The organism is Shewanella cyperi (assembly GCF_017354985.1).
GTDB classification, from domain to species: domain Bacteria; phylum Pseudomonadota; class Gammaproteobacteria; order Enterobacterales; family Shewanellaceae; genus Shewanella; species Shewanella cyperi.
This window is the reverse complement of the sequence record NZ_CP071501.1, coordinates 1,360,815-1,378,803: the sequence shown is the minus strand read 5'-3', so window position 1 is coordinate 1,378,803 and position 17,989 is coordinate 1,360,815. Positions and strand designations below refer to the sequence as shown.

Below are 17,989 nucleotides of genomic sequence, written 5' to 3'. Positions count from 1 at the left end.
ACCGGCTAAATAGCATCAGCTCTGTTGGATCTCGACAAAATCGAGGCGCTTGTTCATTTCCCGCTGCAACAGCCACAGGCTGAAACAACACTGCAAAATCACTGTGACCACAGACAGGAGCCAGATCTGTTCGATATAGAAGTCCGCTTGTTGTGACATCCACAGTGCCGGGATGGCAAAGGTCAGCAATCTGCTGGCGGTGCTCAGCAATGCCGGCCAGGTATTGCCCAAGCCCTGAAACAATCCGGAGCAGACAAATACTATCGCCGAAGGTACAAAGTTCCAGCAGACTATGGTCAGGAAACCCGCGGCTATCGCAAGCACGCCGGGATCCTGACTGAAAACGGTCGCCAACAGCGGCGCCTCGTTATAACAGAGGATCCCCAGCAGCGCCATCAACACAGCTGTGATGGCAACGCCGTAATAGAAGGTCGACCGTACCCTATCTCCGAGTCCGGCGCCGAAGTTTTGCCCGGCGATGGCCGGAATGGAAAAGGCCACCGCCATGGCAGGCAAAAACACGGCCTGCATTACCCGGTAACCCAGCCCAAAGCCTGCCTGGGCATCGGCGCCAAAACCCTTGATAACAAAGAAGATCACGCCCATGTAGACAAACATCAGCATAAACTCGGCTCCGGCAGGCAGGCCAACACCGAATATCTTGCGCCATACAGGCCACTGGGGACGCCACAAGTCCAGGTCAAATCCAACATAATGTTCCAGGCGTTGGAAATAGACAGCCAGCATGACCACGGCAACCAGGGCGGCCAAAGAGCTGGCCAGCCCTGCACCGGCCACCCCCATGGGATGACCCGTGCCCCAGCCGGCGATAAGCACTGGCGCCAGGACTATGTTGACCAGCACAGACAACATTTGCACCAACATGGTCGGCTTGACCACCCCGGTACCCCGCAGGGCGGCCCCCATCACCACCGCGGCAAACTGCAGCCCCATGTTGGGCAACATCCACAACAGGTAATCACGGCCGGCACTCACGGTTGCCGCATCCGTTGACAGGGTCTGCATATAGCGACTGCCAAAGCCATAACCACCAAGCAGGACCGCCAGTCCCAGCAGCAGGCTTATCAGGGTAGATTGATTGAACAGCATATTGGCCTGTTGTTGTTGCTTGCGGCCGACGGCCTGGGCTATCAGGGTAGCGGTTCCGACATTGAGTACCTGGGTCAGGCCCATCACCAGAAACAGCAGATTACCAGCGGCCGCCACGCCCGCCAGCGCCGCCTCCCCCAACCGGCCGACAAAGTACAGATCCACCAGAAAATATAAGGTCTGAATCAGCATACCTATGCCTATGGGTACAGACATGCGGGTCAGGTGGCCCACAATGGAGCCTTGGGTAAGATCTTTCATCAACTGTCCTTGTTTTCAATTGCCCTGCCGTGGGGCTGCGCCTCATGGGCGACTCATCCGCAGCAGCATGGCTGTTATTGTGTACTTTTATATCTGGGTACTTGTATGCCTGGGTACTTGTATGTCCGGGTACTAATGACTTCCGGCATCCGCCGCGGGACTTACGACTGAGCCGGGCATGGGCATCAGATCCGGCACAGGCACCTGGTCAGCAGGCGTGAAGCCAAACACCTTACCGTAAAAGCCCAGCTCGTTTTCCAGCACCCTGGCGAGATTATCCGGTTTCCATTGACCGTGGGCCTCGTCAGGAAATTCCAATAGGGCGACCGGCACATGGCGCGCCAGCAAGGAATCGCGTATGGCCCGCGCCTGAGTTGGGGCCACCACATTATCATGCTGTCCCTGGGCAAGCAGCAGCGGCTCGGCCAGCTTGTCCAGGCGGTACAGAGGCGAGCGGTTGTGATATACCTCCCGCGCCTGGGGCCAGGGACCAATTAGCTTGTCCAGGTAATGACTCTCAAATTTGTGGGTTTCCTGGGCCAAAGATTCCAGATCGCTGATGGCGCCGCGGGCGGCACCGGCCTTGAAGGTATCGTCATAGGCCAGGGCGCCGAGCACGGTAGCTCCACCGGCGCTGACGCCACTGATGGCCAAACGCTCGTCATCAACCCAACCTTTGTCCACCAAGTGTTTGGCGGCATAAACGGCATCTTCCACATCCGCCTTACCCCAATTGCCGTACAGGCTTTGGCGATAGGCACGGCCAAAACCACTGCTGCCACGATAGTTGAGGTCGAGCACGGCAAAGCCGCGACTGGTCCAGAACTGGATATCACTGCGAAATGCCAGACTGGCCTTGGCGGTCGGGCCACCGTGCAGGGTCACCAGCAGCGGCGGCCGGGTATCAGGAAGCCCCTGGAAATGGGGATTACGGGGCCAATAGAAGTAACCCCAGGCCCATTGATCGCCGGAGGTGCGGAAATTGATATTTTGTGCCCGTGACACATAACGGGGATCAAGGCTGGCCAGCTGGGGGGTATAGACCAGTTCCACGCCGCGGCCTGCCACCCTGTATATGCCCTTTTCCGGTGTTTCCTTGGCCCCGATAAAATAGACGCCATCATGGCCCTTCACCACCTGACTGATTTCGCCGAAGTCCACCGCCAGTTTTTCCACCGAGCCACTGTCGAGGGTGATGCGCACCAGGGATGCTTCACCGTTGTGCAGGTAGGCCGCTATCAGTTGATTTTCGGATTCGAAGGCAAAATTGTGTGACCCCATACGCCAGGCAGGTACGGCAAAGTCCGCAGGGCGGCGCAGCACCTGCTGCACCTGACCATTGGGGTTAAGCCGGTACAGGTTCCACCAATTGTCAAAGTCGGCGATAAAATACAAGGTGCCGGCCGGGGAAAACAGAGGCTGGGTCACAGCTCCCTTGCGGATATTGCCGGCCACCACCCGGGCATTTTGCAATTGGCCCTTGCGGTCGAGATCGGCAAGCCATAGTTGGGTGTTATCCCAGGGCATATTGGGATGCTCCCAGGTCAGCCAGGCCAGTTGGCTGTTGTCGGCGTTGATGGTGGGTGAGCTGATAAAATCATGGCCATCCACCAGGGTGTCGCCTTCGCCGGGGAAATTGAGGTTAATGGTCACCAGGCTGGCCCTGGCCTCGCCCTGCTGCCGATGATCTTCGCGGACACAGATGATGCGTGATCCCTTGGGATAGGCAATACAGTCACCATGGCGGGTACCGTTGGGGGTCAGTGCCAACGGAGGCTGATTGGGCGCAAAGCGGTAAAACAGCTGATCGCTGCGGCGGGTGGCGAACAGGGTCTGCCCTATGGCAAGAAATGGGGCACCGCCGTATTCATGGATCCGGCTGACCGCATCAAAGCCAGCCCCCACTACCGGTACCACGGCGCCATCGGGCTCCAGACGACCAACACCCACGCCACCGCCCTGTTCACCATAGCTTTGGGAGAAATACAGCCGGTTGCCGACACTTTGCAGCGTCAGCAACTGATCGGTTTGACGATACACATCGGCCGCAGACAGGGGCGAGGCCCAACTGCCATAGGCAGCGGCCCTTACCGGCTCCTGTTCGCTGATAAGGCCCCTGGACGAACTGGGTTCACAACCCCAAAGCCACAGCGACCAGGCCGACGCCGCCAAAAGGCAAAGCAGGCCATTACGATATTTCATCATCTCCCCCAGGGAAATCGGCCGCCCGATTTCAGGGTTTAACGCCTGAAACGACTCAGCAACCAACGCATGGCCGAGCGCTGCTCTTGCTCGCTCAGGCCGAAATAAATACAAATCCAGGGTGACAGTAAAAAGAACCAGGGAATCCCTCTGGTGTCTCTGCCACTGAGCAGCAGAAACAGAAATCCGCCATAGATGATCACTACCCCCAGATAACCCACCCAGAGCATTATTTTTTTAATGGTGTTTTCGAGCCAGGACATAACTTACTCTGACTGCAGACTCCGCTTGGTGGCATCCGATGGAACAAGGCACAACCCCGTGTTCCCCATACCGGAATTGTTCAATTCCAGCAAAGATTTGTCAACGCTCGGCCCGCAATTGCCGGACAAACAAAAAGAGCCGGCGTTGCCGGCTCTCTAAAGAACTGAGACTTACAGGCGAATACCGCCATCCACCTCAAAGATACGACCGTTAACATAGTCGTTTTCAATGATAAAACGCACTGTGGAGGCAATCTCTTCGGCCTGCCCCAGACGACCGACGGGCACCATCTTCTCCAGACGCTCCAGCGCCTCGGGCTTCATGGCCGCGGTCATTTCGGTGGCAATCACACCGGGCGCCACGGCGGCTGCGCGAATATTGTAGCGCGCCAGCTCCTTGGCCCAACCCACAGCCATGGCAGCCACACCGGCCTTGGAGGCGGAATAGTTGCTCTGGCCCATGTTGCCGCAACGGGCCAGGCTGGAGATGTTGATGATGACACCACTCTGATCAGAAGCGATCATGGCGGCGGCAGCTTCGCGGCCACAGAGGAAGGTACCGGTCAGGTTAACGTTGATCACCGACTGGAACTGATCCAGTGACATTCTGTCTGTTACCTGGCCGTCTTTGGCCTTGATCAGCATGCCGTCGCGCAAAATACCGGCGTTGTTCACCAGCACGTTGACCGCGCCGAAGTCTTCGAGGATGTAGCGGAAACCGGCCACCACGTCTTCTTCGTCTGTGATGTCCAGGGCATAGCCCTGGACTTCGGTGGCGTCACCCAGCTCGGCACAGGCGCGCTCCAGCTTGTCCTGATCCACGTCGATCAGTGCCAGCTTGGCGCCGGCCTTGGCCAGGCTGTGTGCCATGGCCAGTCCCAGACCACCGGCACCACCGGTGATAACAACAACCTTACCCTGAATATCCATTGCTTATCCCTTTTTTTCTTCGCTTTTGGCAAATTGTTCAAAAATACTGGAGAAGTCACGCTTGCCATTGCCGGCCCTGGCATGGGACACGTACAGGCTGCGGGCCAAGGCGCCCATGGGGGTGCTTGATTGACTCGCCAGCGCCGCTTCCTGGGACAGGCCAAGATCCTTGACCATCAAATCCACCATAAAGCCGCCCTGATAACCCTTGGATGAAGGCACATTCTCCATCACGCCCGGGCAGGGATTGTACTTCTCCAGGGTCCAGTTGCCACCACTGGACACCTTGATGATGTCCGACAGCACCTTGGGATCCAGACCATTGTCCATGCCCAGAGACAGGGCCTCACTGGTACCCACCATAAGTACGGACAACAGCATGTTGTTACAGATCTTGGCTACCTGACCGGCACCTGGACCACCGGCGTGGAATATGTTCACGCCCATGTTGGCCAGTACCAGTTTGGCACGCTCGAAGGCCGAATCCGTGCCTCCACAGATAAAGGTCAGGGTGCCGGCCGCGGCACCTGCGGTGCCACCGGATACGGGGGCGTCGATAAATTCCAGGCCTTTTGCGGCGGCAGCTTCTGCCACTGTGCGGGCACTGCCGGCATCAATGGTGGAGCAGTCTATCAGCAAGGTGCCGGGATTCACCACCTCTATCAGGCCCTGGGTAGCGCCATTGCCCAAATACAGACCACGTACATGCTTGCCGGCCGGCAACATGGTGATCACCACATCGACACCGGTGGCGGCTTCAATGGCGCTGTCACAGGCCTTGGCACCGGCTTGTGCCAGGGTGGCCATGGCGCTTTGCATCAAATCGAACACCTGCAGGCTGTGGCCCGCCTTGATGAGATTGGCAGCCATAGGGCCGCCCATATTTCCCAGACCAATAAACGCAATCTTTGTCATCACTGACTCCTTATAGGGATAACCACCGCTGTTGCGGTGGTTTCATCGTCGGGTTGGGCCTCAGAGATCGGCCAATGGGTGAGCCTCGGCTGACCAGGGCGCGGTCAGCAGTTTGGCTATGGCCTCGTCGCTGACCTCTGTGGCATGGGCAAACTGCCAGCTTGGGTTCCTGTCCTTGTCTATCAGCAGGGCGCGCACCCCTTCAACAAAGTCACCCAGGGCACAGCAGTTGACGCTGACCCCCAGCTCCCAGCGGAAGCAATCTTCCAGGCTCATGCCCTTGTCCAGCTGTGCCTGACGCCAGATAAGCTGCACACTGAGGGGACTGCCGGCCAGCAGCGCGCCGCGGGCACGGGCAAAGTCCGGGTTATCCAGGGCCTCGAAGCGCGCCATGATGTCGGCCACGCTGCCCTCACACAGGGCGTTGATCTCGTCTTCGTATTTGCGCAGCACGCTTGCCTGCTCAGGCTGTGGCCTGCTTTCCAGCACGGCGCTCAGCGCCGCACTGTTGGCCGCCTCATCGTCGCTCCAGGCCACTTCGGCCAGGGCGTCCATCAAGGGCTCCTTGTCGTTGCTGCCCAGGAAGAAATTGGCGGTGCCGACAAAGAAGGCATCGGCGCCGTTCATTTGCCAGGCGGTCAGCCCCAGGAACATACCCAGTTTGCCGGGCATACGTGACAGAAAATAGCTGCCACCCACATCCGGATACAGACCTATGGTGACCTCGGGCATGGCAATGCGCGAGCGCTCGGTGGCCACTCTATGACTGGCACCGGCCATCAGGCCCAGGCCGCCACCCATGACTATGCCATCGCCCCACACCAGGATAGGTTTGCCGAAATTGTGGATCAGGCAATCGAGGCGGTATTCCTCTTCGAAGAAGGTCTTGGCCAGGGTCTCTGTGCTGCCGGGGTTTTCCTTGCTGGCGTTATACAGGGCACGCACATCACCACCGGCACACAGGGCCTTGTCACCGGCACCGTCCAGCAACACCATGGCGATATTGCTGTCGTTATGCCAGGCCTGGAGCTGGCCCGTCAGGGCCCGCACCATATCCAGATCCAGGGCGTTGAGGGCGGCTTCCACATTGAGGGTCGCCACCCCGATTAACTTGCCCGAGGCAGTGCCCAGGGTCTGGAAAATCACTTTCTGTTGTGACACGGCGCCTCCTTAGCAGTTTTTCCACGCCGGAGCGCGTTTTGCCAGGAAGGCATTGACGCCCTCGGCCTGATCTTCGGTATCAAACAAACTGACGAACAGCTCGCGCTCCAGAGGCAGTGCCTGGTTACGGGGCATGTTGCGACCACTTTGGATCAGCTGCTTACACACCTTGACCGCAGAGGGACTCTGCTTGGCGACCTTGGCAGCCAGGGCAATGGCGGCATTCAGGGATTCACCGGTCGGCACCACTTCTTCCACCAAACCCAGGCTCAGGGCCTTGGCGGCGTCGAGGCGTTCACCGCAGAGGATCATGCGCTTGGCCCAGCCCTCGCCCACCAGGGCGGTCAGGTTCTGGGTGCCACCGGCGCAGGGCAACAGGCCCACTGTGGCTTCAGGCAGTGCCATTACGGCCTGCTCTTCGGCAATGCGCAGATCGCAGGCCAGGGCCACTTCCAGGCCACCGCCCATGGCGTAGCCATTGATGGCAGCGATGGACACACCGCGGAAGCCGCTCAGGGTTTCAAAGGCCTGACCGAAGTGATCGGCCATGGCCTGGGCGTTGTCTTTGTCGCCGTCGGCAAACAGCTTGAGATCGGCACCGGCGGAGAAAAACTTCTCGCCTTCACCGGTCAGCACCAGAGCATAAATATCTTTGTTGTGGTTGAGCGCTATGACCTTGGTCTTAAGCTCACCCAGACTGTCCGCGGTCCAGGTATTGGCCGGCGGATTGCTGATGGTCCATATGGCGGTATGACCTTCAATGCGTTCCTTGATGTATGACATGTGCTTCTCCTTATCTCTTGGGGTGGACTGAAAAGTCCGTCAATTATGGCCTTCTTACAGTATAGAGCCGGCACTCTCGTCCAACAGGCGACGGGAGATGATCAGGCGCATAATTTCATTGGTGCCTTCAAGAATTTGGTGTACCCGCACATCGCGGAAATGACGCTCCAGTGGGTACTCACGGATGTAGCCGTAACCACCGTGAATTTGCAGCGCGGCGTCACAGACGGCGAAGCCCACATCGGTGGCAAAACGCTTGGCCATGGCGCAATAGGCCGTGGCTTCGGGATCTTTGTTGTCCAGCTTGAATGCGGCCAGGCGCACCATCTGGCGGGCGGCCACCAGCTCGGTGGCCATGTCGGCCAGCTTGAATTGCAGCGCCTGGAAGGCGGCCAGCGGCTTGCCGAACTGCTTGCGCTCGTTCATGTAAGCGATGGAGCGCTCCAGGGCCGCCTGGGCGGTACCCACAGAACAGGTGGCGATATTGATACGGCCGCCGTCCAGGCCCTTCATGGCGAAGGTAAAGCCCTGGCCTTCTTCACCCAGCAGATTGGCCACCGGGACGCGTACGTTTTCAAAGGTGATGAGACGGGTTGGCTGGGCGTTCCAGCCCATCTTGTCCTCGGCCTTGCCGTAGATCACGCCTTCGGCATCGGCGGGAATGGCGATGGCGGAGATCCCCTTGGGACCGGCCTCACCGGTACGGCACATCACCACCAAGAGTTCGGTGGCACCGGCGCCTGAGATAAACATCTTGCTGCCGTTGATCACATACTCGTCGCCCTCGCGCACGGCCTTGGTGGCCAGGGATGCGGCGTCGCTGCCGGCACCGGGTTCGGTCAGGCAGTAGGAGGCCAGCTTCTGACCCGTGGTCAGGGCTTCGGACCACTCGGCGCGCAGGGACTCGCTGCCCCAGGTGGTAACCATCCAGGTGGCCATGTTGTGTATGGTCAGCATGGCTGTGGTGGCGGTACAGCCCATGGCCAGCTCTTCGAAAATGATCGAGGCGTCGAGACGGGACAGGCCCATGCCGCCCTCGGACTCGGGGGAATAGAGCGAGCAGAAGCCCAGCTCACCGGCCTTTTGGATCACGTCTTTCGGAAAGTGGTGTTCTTCATCCCACTTGGCGGCAAAGGGGGCCAGCTCTTCGGCGGCAAACTGGCGGGCCAGATCGGCAAACTGGCGTTGGTCTTCGTTTAAATTGAAATCCATCTGGAACTCCCGTGACTCTGGGGTCACTTAATGTGTCAGGCCGGCAATGCTGCCGGCCTATGCGTGTGGATGAAAGTCCGCGATTAACGCAGGGTGATGGTCATGTTGGGGCCGCTTGGAATATCGGACTCAAACCAGCGGGCTGTGATGGTCTTGGTTTCGGTGTAGAAACGAACCGCCTGCTTGCCATAGGCGTGTTGATCGCCGTAGAAGCTGCCCTTCCAACCGGTGAAGGAGAAGAATGGCAGCGGCACAGGGATAGGCACGTTGATACCCACCTGACCCACTTCGATATTGTGTTGGTACTTGCGGGCCGCAGCGCCACAGGCGGTGAAGATGGAAGTGCCGTTACCGTAGGGGCTGGCGTTCACCAGCTCGATGGCCGCATCCAGGGACTCGGCTTCCATGCAGCACAGCACGGGGCCGAAGATCTCTTCCTTGTAGATGCTCATGTCAGTGGTCACCTTGTCGAACATGGTGGGGCCAACCCAGTTGCCGGACTCGTAGCCGGGGACTGTGAAGTCGGAGCCATCCAGCAGACAGTCGGCGCCTTCTGCCTTACCCTGTTCAATCAGCTTGAGTACCCGGGCCTTGGCGGCGGGGCTGATCAGCGGGCCGTAGCCGGCTTCCTTGTCATCCCACAGGCCGGGACGGACCTTGGCGATGGCATCACGCAGCTCGGGGATCCACTCTTTGGCTTCACCGACGAACACGGCAACCGACAGGGCCATACAGCGCTGACCGGCAGCGCCCACAGAGGCACCCACCAGGTTGTTGATCACTTGCTGCTTGTTGGCATCGGGCATGATCACGCAGTGGTTCTTGGCACCGGCAAAGGCCTGTACGCGCTTCAGGTGGTCGGTACCTGTCTTGTAGATGTATTGACCCACGCCCACAGAGCCGACGAAGGAAATGGCCTTGATGTCTTCATGGCGCAGCAGTATATCCACAGCAGTCTTGTCGCCGTGTACCAGTTGCAGCACGCCTTTTGGCGCACCGGCCTGTTCAAACAGTTCCACCAGACGTTGTGGGGTCATGGGATCCTGCTCGGAAGGCTTGAGCACGAAGGTGTTACCGCAGGCAATGGCCAGGGGGAACATCCACAGGGGGATCATCGCCGGGAAGTTAAACGGCGTGATACCGGCGCACACACCCAGGGGCTGGATGTAGGAATAGGTGTCTATGGAGCGGGCTACGTTCTCAACGGTTTCACCCATCAGCAGGGAAGCGATGTTACAGGCGTGCTCAACCACTTCGATACCGCGCCAGACGTCGCCCTTGGCGTCGTCGAAGGTCTTGCCGGTTTCCTTGGCCAGAATGGTGGCCAGCTCGTCGTGGTGCTCTTTCAGCAGGTGCTGGTAACGCAGCATTACCCGGGCGCGCTCGGACACAGGTACTTCTTTCCAGGTCTTGAAGGCTTCCTTGGCGCTGGCAATGGCACCGTGCACTTCGGCATCGGTGGCGCAGTTGATCTGGGCAATGGCCTCGTTGTTGGCCGGGTTGGTCACTGTGATAACGCGATCGCCGGTACCTGGAGTAAATTCGCCGCCGATGTAATGTTTAACTTGAGTGGTCATATCGCTTCCCTTTGAGAGTCGAGGTTAAGCTGATGGCCGCGGCTGAACCCTGGAATCATTATTGGTTCTCGCCGCAGGCCGGTCTTGTTGAGTCTAGTCGCTGTCAGCGCCGGTTATCAGATCTCTATGGCCAGTGCGGTGGCTTCGCCGCCGCCAATGCACAGAGACGCCATACCGCGCTTGAGGCCACGGGCCTTGAGGGCGTGGATCAGGGTCACCAGCAGACGGGCACCGGAACAACCGATTGGGTGGCCCAGAGCACAGGCACCGCCGTTGACGTTCACCTTGGCCCCATCCAGGCCCAGCTCGCTGATGGCCAGCATGGTCACCATGGCGAAGGCTTCGTTGATTTCATACAGATCCACTTCGTCCTTGTTCCAGCCCAGCTTGGCCAGCAGATTGGCCATGGCGCTGACGGGCGCAGTGGTGAACATGGATGGCTCCTGGGCGTGGGTGCTGTGACCCTTGATGGTCGCCATAACCTCCAGACCCAGTTCACTGGCCTTGGCACGGCTCATCAGCATCAGCGCCGCGGCGCCATCTGAGATGGAGGAAGAGTTGGCGGCTGTGATGGTGCCGTCTTTGGCGAAGGCCGGACGCAGGGCCGGGATCTTCTCCGGCTTGGCATTGCCTGGCTGCTCGTCGATTTTAACTTCCACGTCGCCACCGCGACCGGATACGGTCACGGGCACGATTTCGGCTTCAAAGGCACCTGAACTGATGGCCGCATTGGCTTTTTCCAGTGAGCTCAGGGCAAAGGCGTCCATGGCTTCACGGGTCAGGCCGAAGTCATCGGCGGTTTTCTGGGCGAAGGTGCCCATGGCACCACCTGTGTAGGCGTCTTCCAGACCGTCGAGGAACATATGGTCCATCACCTTGCCGTGGCCCATGCGCATACCGCCGCGGGCCTTATCCAGCAGGTAAGGTGCCTGGCTCATGCTCTCCATACCACCGGCGATCACCACTTCGGCACTGCCGGCCTTGATGAGGTCGTGGGCCAGCATCACGGTTTTCATGCCAGAGCCGCACACCTTGTTAACCGTGGTGGCACCGACGGACAGGGGCAAACCGGCACCCAGAGCGGCCTGACGGGCAGGCGCCTGACCAAGACCGGCCGGCAACACACAGCCCATCAGGAGTTCATCAACCTGCTCACCGGCAACGCCCGTGGCATCCAGCAGGCCCTTGACCGCAGTGGCTGCCAGTTTGGGCGATGGCACAGAGGCCAGACTGCCCTGAAAGCCACCCATGGCGGTACGTTTCGCCGCAACAATGACGATATCCTGATCAGTTACACTCATTTCACACTCCAGATTGACTAACCGGCGCCGGAGCTGGGTCCGGGCGTCGCAAACACACTGCCGCCAAGGGATGGCGGCCCAATATCTGCACTCTGACGTTTACGCGAACGTAAAGCAAGTAGTAATTGGTCTAATGAGCCGCATTTCTCAGGCTTATATTGTCACTCTGTATTTACAGTTTGCTTACAGCGAACGCAGCCCATAGCGGGGCTTAAGGATGCGGGCGGCCCGGCAATCGGGCCGCCGCCGAAGGGGTAATATCAGACCTTGGATTCCCAGGGGGTCTTGGCACTCATATCGGACAAATCGTAGGGGGTGAGTTGATACACATAGTAATTGAGCCAGTTGCTCACCAGCAGGCTGCCATGGCTGTGCCAGCGGGCTACGGGCTCCTGCGCGGGATCGTCGTTTCTGAAGTAATTCAGCGGCACTGAGGGGTTGAGACCCGCCAAGGTATCTCTTTGATATTCATCACCCAAAGTGGATTTTTGATACTCGGGATGACCAATCACGAACAGATTGCGATTGTCCTTGCTGAGCACCAGATAGGCCCCTGCCTCATCGGATTCGGCCAGCACGTTGAGCGCGGGATGGCGCTGCAGTTCGGCCAGGGGGATCTCGGCATAGCGGGAATGGGGTGCAAAGAACTCATCGTCAAAGCCCCGCAGCAGCGGAAAGTGTTGCAGGCTGCGACGATGGTTGAACACGCCGGAACGTTTGCTTGCCAATATCCGCCTTTCCACCCCGTAAAGGTGATACAGGCCGGCGTGGGCCGCCCAGCACAGGAACAGCACTGAGGTCACGTGTTGCTGGGACCAGTCGATGATTTCACGGATATGATCCCAGTATTCCACCTCGGCAAAGTCCAATTGCCCCAGGGGCGCCCCCGTGATGATAAGGCCATCGTAATTCTTGTGCCGCACCTGCTCGAAATCGCGGTAGAAGGTGTTCATATGATCCAGCGGCGTGTGCCTGGACTCGCGGTCGTGAATGCGCAGCAGCTCCACATCCACCTGCAGCGGCGTGTTGCCAAGCAGTCGCAGCAGCTGGGTCTCTGTCTCTATCTTGTTGGGCATCAGATTCAGGACCAACACCTTCATCGGCCTGATGTCCTGGTGCGCCGCCCGGGTCTCGGACATGACGAAAATATTTTCCGACTCCAGTATCCCTGCCGCCGGCAGGTTATCGGGAATTTTTACCGGCATAGTGCTGTGTGCCTCTTTCACCTAAAACCAGGGCCTTGGCCCCTTAATGCCACAATCATACACCAAGACATCTGGATGTCTATACCGCCAACTTGAATAGTATTCTGCTTTTGCCCCGCCAGTAGCCCTCCCGTACCGGGCAATAAAAAAGGCGCCCGCAGGCGCCCTTTTCAGTCAGTAATTTGCTTAGAAGCTATAGCCAACGCTGACCATGTAGACCCAAGGGTCGATGTCGGTGTTAACCTTGACCGCTTCACCGGCCAGCTTGAACTTCACATCGGTATCAATCTTGGCGTACCACACGGAGGCGTTCAGCATCCATTTGTCGTTCAACTGGTAATCCAGACCGGCATGGGCGGCCCAGCCCAAAGAGGTGCTCAGGCTCAGATCGGTCAGGGCACCATCCAGATCGTTGGTGAAATTGGTGTCATAGAAGTTGGTGTAGTTGATACCAAAGCCCACATAAGGACGGACATTGGACTTGGCGTTGCCAAAGTAGTACTGGGCCATCAGTGTGGGTGGCAGGTGTTTGGTTTCGGCAATCTTACCCAGGGCACCCAGGCTGACATCGTGGGAGAAAGGTGTGGCTGCCAGCAGTTCCACCGCCCAGTTGTCGGTCAGCATGTAACCAAAGTTCAAACCCAGCTGGGTGTTGTTACTGACGCCAAATTCGGCCACACCGGCCACCACTGGGCTGGACTCATTGGGGGCTACGGTAGCAACACCGGCACGGACCAGGATATCTCCGGCCTGGTGGGCCATGGCAGGGGCTGCACTCAGCAGGGTGGCGGCGATAACAGCAGACAGGGTGCTCTTTTTCATCATCAATCTCCATTTGGCCACTTGGGCTTATTTATTGGGCGCCCGGGTTATTTTTGGGCTGATCCCGTTCGAATGACGGCTACCCTGCCAGAGTGTTTGCATTTTTTTCTTGATCCAAATCAATTCAGGATCTGATACCCAGTTTGGGGTAATGAGCCCATGAATCAGATCACAAATTCAGAGGCTGAACTCGGCCGGTAACCGGCTGACATACGGCATCTTCACGAAATCCTTGTCACAGTGAAAAGGCGTCCGTTGCCGCGGAACAATAGCCACAGAGGAATGTTGGAAGAGCTTAATCGGCCGCCACAGAAAGGGCGCGCAGCAGGTGGTATTGCACAAGCCAGCGCTTGGCTTGCAGACGGGAGTGAAACAGCGCCAGGGGGCGCGCCGGATTGGGGCTGAGCCTGAGGTCAAACAGGGACTCAAGTCCAAAGGGAGCCGCCAGTTGCAGTCCTCCGGCCTCAAGCCGCACCCCTATGGCGGTTTCCTGCTCTGGCCAGCGGCCCATGGCCTCAAGGGTGGAGTGATAAGGCTCATCACCGCTTTTCAGGTGCATCCGGCCCTGATCTTTGACCGACCAGGGTAAGTCCGGCGAGAGTTGTAGGAGGCGTTGCTGCAATTGCAGCTCCAACTCAATGTCGCCGTCCGGGGTGTTGAAGTAGATAAGGTCAAGATCCGCCGGCACTGGGCTGACAAAACCGTGCAACTGGTCCCACACCAGATTGCGAATCGCGCCGGCCGCAAGATACCAGTCCCCGATGCCGGCATCAGCCATGACGGCCGCGGCATGCCTGAGGGCCCGCATCCGCAGCGGACAGTCGGCCACCAGGGTAAGCAGCCGCAGGTCTAAGGGAGACATGGATGGCAAGCGGTTCAGGGATTGGCCACGGCCCGCATTATGACTTCCGTGGTGTACTTGTCGTTGCTGATCACCGGGAAGCGATCATAGGTCTGGAACAGCACCCTGCCCTGATTTTTTATCATGGCCACCACGCCATAGTTGATGCCTTTATCGACGGTTTCCGCCGGCAATATGAATTTAAAGGGCACGGGCGCACGCACTATGTTGAAGCTCTTCTGGGCCACAATCACGCCGGGCGTGTCCAAATCTATGATGGCAATGGTGATATTGCTGTCCGGCGGCAACAACAGCTTCTCCAGATAGCCGGCGGCACCATTGACTATCACAGGCTTTGGCGGCTCAACGGTGACACAGCCCCCCAAGAACAACAATGCCAGGCCAAGCCACAGGGTTTGCAACAATTTCATTTATTTATCCTTTACCATTCGCATCAGTCCCTCCTGGGTTGCCGATGCCACCAATTCACCTTGGCGATTGAAAAAATGCCCTTTAACGAAGCCCCGGCCGCCGCTGGCATTGGGGCTGTCGATACTGTACAGCAACCACTGGCCAATATCGACCGGACGGTGGAACCACATGGCATGATCTATGGTGGCCATCCGCATCCCCGGCGTCAAAAAAGACACCCCGTGGGGTTGGGCGGCGGTCACCAGAAAATTGAAATCGGAGGCATAGGCCAGCAGGTAATCGTGCATGCAGCTGTCCTGGGGCAGGTCGCCGTTGGCCCTGAGCCACACGTAGCGGTTCGGTTCCCGTGATGCCGGCGCCACGGCGCTGTGGGGGGCCACCAGGCGCATCTCAATCGGCGCATCGGCCATGAATTTTTCCAGCATTTTGGCCGGCACCTTGTCCCTCAGGGTCATGGCCAGCTCCTGCTGATTCAGCAAGCCTTCGGGGCCCGGCACCTGGGGCATGGTCTGCTGGTGGGAAAACCCCTCTTCCGGGGTCTGGAAGGAGCAGGTCATGTAGAAGATGGGCCGACCCTTTTGCACCGCCTTGACCCGGCGGGCACTGAAACTGCCGCCGTCGCGCATGATCTCCACGTCATAGACTATGGGCAGTTTCTCATCGCCGGCACGCAGGAAGTAGGAATGGAGCGAATGCACCTTGCGTTCGGGATCCACAGTCTGGCGGGCGGCGCTCAGGGCCTGGCCCATCACCTGGCCGCCGAACACATGGCCAAAACCCAGATCCTGGCTCTGGCCCCGGTACAGGCCGATTTCCAGCTGTTCCAGGGACAACAAAGACACTAGGTCGTTCAATACCTGACTCATGGCAACTCACAGCTAAACCTTGGATTAACCAAGATTATCAGACATGAGCCCCCACTGACCAGAGGAGCGGAGCCGCGCTCCCACAGCCGTCAGTCAATGCTGACGCCCATTTCCCGGGCGGCACGGCGCGCCAGCGCCAGAGTCTGCTCCTCACCACTGCCGTGTTCCAGTACCGGATAGGCTCGGACTATGTCGCCCCAACGTTGGGCGAGGATTTCCGGCGTGCGCTGCTCGGGCAGCAGATACAGATGGCGATATTCCGCCAGGCACAGTTCGCTGATACTGCCGCCCGCGGCCTGCAGGTGATGGCCGTTAGGCGCCTTACAACCGAGCAGGAACAGCATGGCGGCGGTGCACAGCTCCTTGGGAAACAGCTCCTGCACCTGGGGCGCCAAATGACCGGCCGTCATCGAGGTAGCGGCGAGGGCGCTCAGGCTGTTGACATGGACATTGTGCTCGGCGCCCTCTTTGGCCAGGCTGGCGGTCAGGCCCAGCAGCGCGGCCTTGGCGCTGCCATAGGCACACATATCGGGATCGCCGAACAGCGCGGTGGCAGCGCTCATCATCAGTACCCGGCCATATTTGCGTGCCAACATGCCGGGCCAGAATGCCTGGGTCAGCAGGAAAGCGGCATCGAGATCCACCGCCATCTGAGCGCGCCAATCGGCCAGGGTCAGCTGGCCAAAGGGTTTGGCAACACGAATGCCCGCGCTGTTGAGCAGGAGATCCACCGGGCCTTCTGCCAGCACCTCTTCGGCCATGGCAGCAACGGCCTGGCTGTCGGCCAGATCCAGGCTGATGCATCTGGGCTCACAGCCCAGGGTCGCCAGGGACTGGCGCAAATAGGCCATGTTCTCGGCGGCTTCGGGTCTGTCAACCAACACCAGGGTCGCCCCCCGCTCCGCCAGCGCCAGCGTACAGGCCCGTCCCAGGTCACCCGCGGCACCGCTGATAAGTGCCCGCTGATTGTCAAAACGCATGAGTCTGCTCCTTCACTGGAATCCTCAAGCCAAATAAAGCACAGGCCCCCGGGTAAAACCTTGACACTGGTTACAAAATAACCATGAAGATACAGTGGCTTTATCAATAACAGATCCAGCTCACAAGGACGCCAAAACTTGTTATGCTAAGCGCCTTTAGCCATTAAATAAGGACATTCGCCCCGCGATGAATCCCTGGTTCCTGGCCATACGGCCCCGTACCCTGCCCGCCGCCATAGGTCCACTCTTGGTAGGCAACGCCCTGGCATTGGGGCTGGAGAGCTTTCATGTTGGCATAGCCATAGCGTCCCTTGTCTGCGCCCTGCTGCTGCAGGTGGCGGTCAATCTGGCCAACGATTATTTCGATTTCAAACACGGCATAGACACCGAAGACAGACTGGGGCCGGTGCGGGTCAGCCAGAGCGGCCTGATAGCGCCCCACAAGGTGCGCCTGGCCATGATAGCCAGCCTGCTGGCTGCACTGGCGGTCGGCGGTATCCTGATTTGGCACGGTGGCCTGCCCATAGCCCTGCTGGCGGCGGCTTCCATGCTGGCAGCCCTGGGTTACAGCGGCGGCCCCTACCCGCTGGCATCACACGGTCTGGGGGAAGTGGCAGCGCTGGTGTTTTTCGGATGGGTGGCCGTGGTCGGCAGTTATTTTCTGCAGGCCGGACACACCAACCTGGAGGCCTGGTTACTGGGCACGGCCATAGGGTCACTCAATGCCGCCATCATGCTGGTCAACAACACCCGTGACATGGTCACAGACGAGCGGGCCGGCAAGCGCACCCTGGCGGTGCGTCTGGGTGAGGCCCAAGCGAGGATCCTCTATCAGGCCCTGCTGTACCTGCCCTTTGGCATCATAATCGGTGGTTTCCTGATGGGGCTGTTACCGGGCTGGCCGGTGTTTCTCGCCGGACTGTCGCTCATCATAGCCCGCCGTCTGGCGCGGGAATTTGCCGAGCTGAGCGGCGCCGACCTCAATCCGCTGCTGGGGCGCACCGCCCGCCTGACGCTGATTTTCAGTCTGCTGTTTTGCGCAGGTTTACTGATAGTGCTCGCCAAGGGCTGATAAGCTGGGCAACACAAAAAAGGCTTCCCCGAGGGAAGCCTTTTTCTTGTTCAACC

The 17,989-nt window shown here is 59.0% G+C and carries 17 protein-coding genes; 1 reads left to right on the top strand and 16 read right to left on the bottom strand.

Going from position 1 to position 17,989, the window contains the following annotated elements; translation table 11 throughout:
* Positions 1-15: 15 nt before the first annotated feature.
* The 16 genes from JYB84_RS05785 to JYB84_RS05710 form a co-directional block, all read right to left on the bottom strand.
* Complete coding sequence (locus JYB84_RS05785; RefSeq protein ID WP_228290896.1) at positions 16-1,371, bottom strand: MATE family efflux transporter; 1,356 nt, start codon at positions 1,369-1,371, stop codon at positions 16-18.
* 132 nt (positions 1,372-1,503) lie between these two features.
* Positions 1,504-3,573 (bottom strand): S9 family peptidase, encoded by a 2,070-nt coding sequence (locus tag JYB84_RS05780; protein ID WP_207323118.1) that lies wholly within the window; start codon positions 3,571-3,573, stop codon positions 1,504-1,506.
* 38 nt (positions 3,574-3,611) lie between these two features.
* Positions 3,612-3,836 carry a hypothetical protein gene (locus JYB84_RS05775; RefSeq protein WP_207322479.1) on the bottom strand — a complete coding sequence of 75 codons (225 nt, stop codon included), beginning with the start codon at positions 3,834-3,836 and terminating at the stop codon, positions 3,612-3,614.
* A gap of 171 nt (positions 3,837-4,007) precedes the next feature.
* Positions 4,008-4,766 carry an SDR family oxidoreductase gene (locus tag JYB84_RS05770; RefSeq protein ID WP_207322478.1) on the bottom strand — a complete coding sequence of 253 codons (759 nt, stop codon included), beginning with the start codon at positions 4,764-4,766 and terminating at the stop codon, positions 4,008-4,010.
* Between the two features lie 3 nt (positions 4,767-4,769).
* The gene (gene mmsB / locus JYB84_RS05765; protein ID WP_207322477.1) at positions 4,770-5,681 is read right to left on the bottom strand and encodes a 3-hydroxyisobutyrate dehydrogenase; all 912 of its coding nucleotides are present in this window, start codon (positions 5,679-5,681) and stop codon (positions 4,770-4,772) included.
* 60 nt (positions 5,682-5,741) lie between these two features.
* Positions 5,742-6,842 (bottom strand): enoyl-CoA hydratase/isomerase family protein, encoded by a 1,101-nt coding sequence (locus JYB84_RS05760; protein WP_207322476.1) that lies wholly within the window; start codon positions 6,840-6,842, stop codon positions 5,742-5,744.
* A 9-nt stretch (positions 6,843-6,851) separates the two neighbouring features.
* Complete coding sequence (locus JYB84_RS05755) at positions 6,852-7,625, bottom strand: enoyl-CoA hydratase (RefSeq protein ID WP_207322475.1); 774 nt, start codon at positions 7,623-7,625, stop codon at positions 6,852-6,854.
* 54 nt (positions 7,626-7,679) lie between these two features.
* Positions 7,680-8,837: an acyl-CoA dehydrogenase family protein gene (locus JYB84_RS05750; protein WP_207322474.1), complete on the bottom strand. Its 1,158-nt coding sequence runs from the start codon at positions 8,835-8,837 to the stop codon at positions 7,680-7,682.
* Positions 8,838-8,920: 83 nt separating this feature from the next.
* Positions 8,921-10,414 carry a CoA-acylating methylmalonate-semialdehyde dehydrogenase gene (locus tag JYB84_RS05745; protein WP_207322473.1) on the bottom strand — a complete coding sequence of 498 codons (1,494 nt, stop codon included), beginning with the start codon at positions 10,412-10,414 and terminating at the stop codon, positions 8,921-8,923.
* A gap of 116 nt (positions 10,415-10,530) precedes the next feature.
* Positions 10,531-11,715, bottom strand: a complete 1,185-nt coding sequence (locus JYB84_RS05740) for a thiolase family protein (protein ID WP_207322472.1) — start codon at positions 11,713-11,715, stop codon at positions 10,531-10,533.
* Between the two features lie 260 nt (positions 11,716-11,975).
* Positions 11,976-12,920 carry a homoserine O-acetyltransferase MetA gene (gene metA / locus JYB84_RS05735; protein ID WP_207322471.1) on the bottom strand — a complete coding sequence of 315 codons (945 nt, stop codon included), beginning with the start codon at positions 12,918-12,920 and terminating at the stop codon, positions 11,976-11,978.
* A gap of 186 nt (positions 12,921-13,106) precedes the next feature.
* A complete protein-coding gene (ompW, locus tag JYB84_RS05730; RefSeq protein ID WP_207322470.1) occupies positions 13,107-13,745 on the bottom strand; it encodes an outer membrane protein OmpW in 639 nt (212 codons plus the stop codon).
* 292 nt (positions 13,746-14,037) lie between these two features.
* Positions 14,038-14,604, bottom strand: a complete 567-nt coding sequence (locus JYB84_RS05725; RefSeq protein WP_207322469.1) for a nucleotidyltransferase family protein — start codon at positions 14,602-14,604, stop codon at positions 14,038-14,040.
* Between the two features lie 14 nt (positions 14,605-14,618).
* Entirely contained in the window at positions 14,619-15,014 is a 396-nt protein-coding gene (locus tag JYB84_RS05720) for a YbaY family lipoprotein (RefSeq protein ID WP_207322468.1), read from the bottom strand.
* Complete coding sequence (gene tesB / locus JYB84_RS05715) at positions 15,015-15,881, bottom strand: acyl-CoA thioesterase II (RefSeq protein WP_207322467.1); 867 nt, start codon at positions 15,879-15,881, stop codon at positions 15,015-15,017.
* A gap of 89 nt (positions 15,882-15,970) precedes the next feature.
* A complete protein-coding gene (locus tag JYB84_RS05710) occupies positions 15,971-16,861 on the bottom strand; it encodes an SDR family NAD(P)-dependent oxidoreductase (RefSeq protein WP_207322466.1) in 891 nt (296 codons plus the stop codon).
* Between the two features lie 187 nt (positions 16,862-17,048).
* Here JYB84_RS05710 and JYB84_RS05705 point away from each other — a divergent pair, with 187 nt between their 5' ends.
* Positions 17,049-17,933, top strand: a complete 885-nt coding sequence (locus JYB84_RS05705; RefSeq protein ID WP_207322465.1) for a 1,4-dihydroxy-2-naphthoate polyprenyltransferase — start codon at positions 17,049-17,051, stop codon at positions 17,931-17,933.
* The last annotated feature ends 56 nt before the right edge of the window (positions 17,934-17,989 follow it).